The organism is Rhodopirellula maiorica SM1 (assembly GCF_000346295.1).
Classification (GTDB): Bacteria; Planctomycetota; Planctomycetia; order Pirellulales; family Pirellulaceae; genus Novipirellula; species Novipirellula maiorica.
On sequence record NZ_ANOG01000949.1, the window covers coordinates 1 to 3,309 of the forward strand.

The following is a 3,309-nucleotide window of genomic DNA, read 5'->3' on the forward strand; positions in this document are numbered from 1 at the left end:
CCAGCCAAGTGCTCTGATCCGCCGCAGCAATCGATTGGTGCAGTTGGCCGAAGGCGAACAGCCAACGTCTCGCTGGCAAGCGATTGCGGCGCTGGCAGCCCTGATATTGTGCACGTTTGTCATTCAACAAGTCTGGCTGCCAACCAACGCAATGGCGTCGCAGCGAACCCACTGGTCACCATGGCCGACGTGGACGGCAAACGCATTGCATCAGATCGATGTGAATGTTCGCGACTTCGAGTTGTTCGAGGAGCGAGTTCAGATGCACGAACTGGTGTGCGAAGAAGATTGAATCTCGTTTGAGAAGCCACGCGGGCGACGTTCCCCTCCCGAAGTGGCGAGTCCATCGCCGCGACCTGTTCCGTAATGCAAAGCTTTCGTTTACCTGATACTCCTAAGTGATTAGGAGTTGCCATTGCGAGGATCGCTAGGCCTTCTGTACCGTGGGCCAAATCAAACTACTAAGTGTGCCGTAGATAGGAGTGACTGGATGCACGATATCAATACCGCCGTCTCGTTTCAGAGGGGTGACTCACGAACGGGCTCAACGACAGGACGTTTGCCCACGATCTCGCTGATTTTGCCGGCGTTTAACGAAGCCGACGTGATTGCGAGAGCGATTGACGAAGCGGACGTGGCGTTGTCCCAGATGTCCGACGCCTATGAGATCATCGTGGTTGATGATGGTAGCAGCGACGGAACTGCGTCGATTGTTCGCCAGTCGGCTTTGCTGAACGACCATGTCCGGCTCATTGAACACTCGCCAAATCAAGGCTACGGAGCGGCGATTCGATCGGGATTTGCCGCAGCCGAAAACGAGTTGGTGGCATTCACCGATGCGGATTGTCAATTCGATTTGACAGAGCTGGATCGGTTTGTGCTGCTATCGGATCGCTACGACATCGTCTGCGGCTATCGCATCGACCGCAAAGACACATCGCTGCGGTGTTGGTACTCGAAAGTCTACAATCTGCTCGTGCGTCGTTTGTTAGGTGTCGAAGTGCGCGACGTGGATTGCGCATTGAAGATGTTTCACCGCGACGTGGCAAAAGAGCTGCGAATCACGAGTGATGGTTTCTTGGTCAATTCCGAATTGCTGACTCAGGCGAAGCATCTTGGTCACAGTGTGGTAGAAGTTGGCGTTTCGCATCGACCACGGTTGCTTGGCGAAAGCACGGTCTCGCTCCGACACATCCCCGCGGTGCTAACCGCACTGCTGCGGTATTGGTGGAATGAAGTGCAATTTCCAAGGACCAGTTTGACGCACAAGCGAGCGGACATTGAAAACGCCGCTCGTTTAGGCGTCGTATTCACGAGAGATCAATGGCTTCAAGTCGGGCTGCTGTTCCTTGCCGCCCTCTTCATGCTGACCAATCTGAACTATCCGCTGATCGATCGCGATGAGACTCGGTATGCCGAAATTCCCCGTGAAATGGTTGCAACAGGCAATTGGCTTCTACCCCAGTTAAACTTCCAAACTTATTACGACAAGCCGCCGCTGCTCTACTGGTTGTGCGCGATCTGCTACAAGTTGTTCGGAGTCAGCGAAACCTCGGCGCGGCTCGTACCCGCCGTGGCGGCCTTGGCGACACTCGCTTCGACGATGTTTTTTAGCTCGCGTCTGTTTGGCAAGCGAATCGGTTTGCTCGCGGGTGTCGTATTGATGTTGTCGGTTGGATTTGCGTTTACCAGCCGCTATCTGTTGCTCGACGGAGTACTTTCTCTGTTTGTGTCGCTTTCGTTGTTTACTGCGTACGAGGCGATTCGCGATCCGGTATGTGGACGGAAATTGGCAAACTCGGCAACTTACTTTCGGTTTCGGAGGATCGGTGACGTTCAACTTGGTTGGTGGATCGCTTCGGGAGTCTGCATTGGACTTGCGTTTCTGACCAAAGGACCGATTGCGGTGGTGCTATGGCTGCCGCCGGTGATGGTGATGACTTGGTTGTCGGATGCTCACGCTCGACTCCGATGGTGGCACTACGGCATCATCGGTGCGGTTGCCACCCTCATCGCGGCGCCGTGGTTCATTCTGGTGCATCAACGAGATCCATCCTTCCTGATCGAATTCTTCTACAAACACAACGTCGCGCGTTTTGCCGGCGAGTTTCATGCCAAACCATTCTGGTTTTTTATTCCAGTCCTGCTGGTCGCCGGTCACCCGTGGTCCTTTTTGACGATCCCGTACGCAAAATTTCTGTTTGGCGGTGGCGAAGCAGAACGAAAGCGCCGCTTGCCCGCCGTAGGCTACCTGTTGCTGTGGAGTGGTTGGTGTTTTACTTTCTTCTCATTGAGCCGTTGCAAACTACCAACCTACTTATTGCCCGCTGCACCCGCATTGGCGTTGATGATGGGACACTACCTCGACGCTGTCCTGCGTCACGGCGGAAACTTGTCCAGGTATTTCTTCGCACGTTTCTGGTCGGCTCGAATTGCGACTGCGACCACGTGTTTTGCTGGCGTCGCGTTCGTCCTGTTCGTAATGATCGCGACGCGTTCCGCAACGATGGTGCTGTTTGGCTGGGCGATGTTTTGGACATGTTTGACGATGTCGTCGCTGTTGCTGATGACCGACCGCAGCCAAGCCAAAATTGCGTGGGCATCCTCATCGGTTGTCGCATTCCTGTTTGCTGTGATGGTGATGCATCAAATCGTACCCGACTACAGTCGCTCGCGAACGCTGTTCGGTGATACCTCACCGCTGGTCGAGCAGCTTCCTACCGAATCACACCCCGCGATCGCGACGGTAAAACATGAATTCTCGGGAGTTCCTTTCTATCTGGACCGCAACGACATCCCGAACTTTTTGAATTTACGCGGTGAAGGGCTGAGTGACTTTGTGGCAATCCACGGCTCTGCCGTTCTGATTGTCGATGATCAAGTCGAATTTGAAGCATTGCGAAAACAGTTGCCCAGCGACTCGAGATTAGCCGAAATCGGCCGACGCGGAGCCGCGTGCATCTACCGAGCCACGATGAAGCCGCCGGTTCCCCGAATCGCGAAGGCTGCGAAGAGTTCGGATCGCTGAGTATTTATGTTCTACCAGACGCAGAACATCAGGAGCAGAGGCAGAGGGACACCGGAATCTCGCTTTGGTCGCAAATGTCTTAGCGTCATCGCCTTTAATGAAAATGGCACCAATACGTTCGGGTAAGGCGACTGACATCACGCCTGACAAAGACAGTAAAATGAGTTGCCCAGCGTCATCCGGTTGAAAATCAAGGTTTAGGGTACGGTCAGAACAGCCAATGAACGATGACACAGCATTGTTCGCGAAGGATTCGACTTCGCTCAATCTAACCTCGTCCG

At 54.1% G+C, this 3,309-nt stretch carries 1 protein-coding gene and 1 pseudogene; both read left to right on the forward strand.

All coding sequences use genetic code 11. The annotated features are described in order from the left end of the window. A pseudogene (locus tag RMSM_RS41460) lies at positions 1 to 292 on the forward strand (M56 family metallopeptidase); the annotation flags it as partial. Between the two features lie 198 nt (positions 293 to 490). Next, entirely contained in the window at positions 491 to 3,028 is a 2,538-nt protein-coding gene (locus RMSM_RS30395; protein ID WP_040770296.1) for a glycosyltransferase, read from the forward strand. The last annotated feature ends 281 nt before the right edge of the window (positions 3,029 to 3,309 follow it).

Bases quoted from the DNA above. Each gene is read 5' to 3' on its own strand.
- RMSM_RS30395 (WP_040770296.1), top strand. From the start codon at position 491: ATGCACGATATCAATACCGCCGTCTCGTTTCAGAGGGGTGACTCACGA.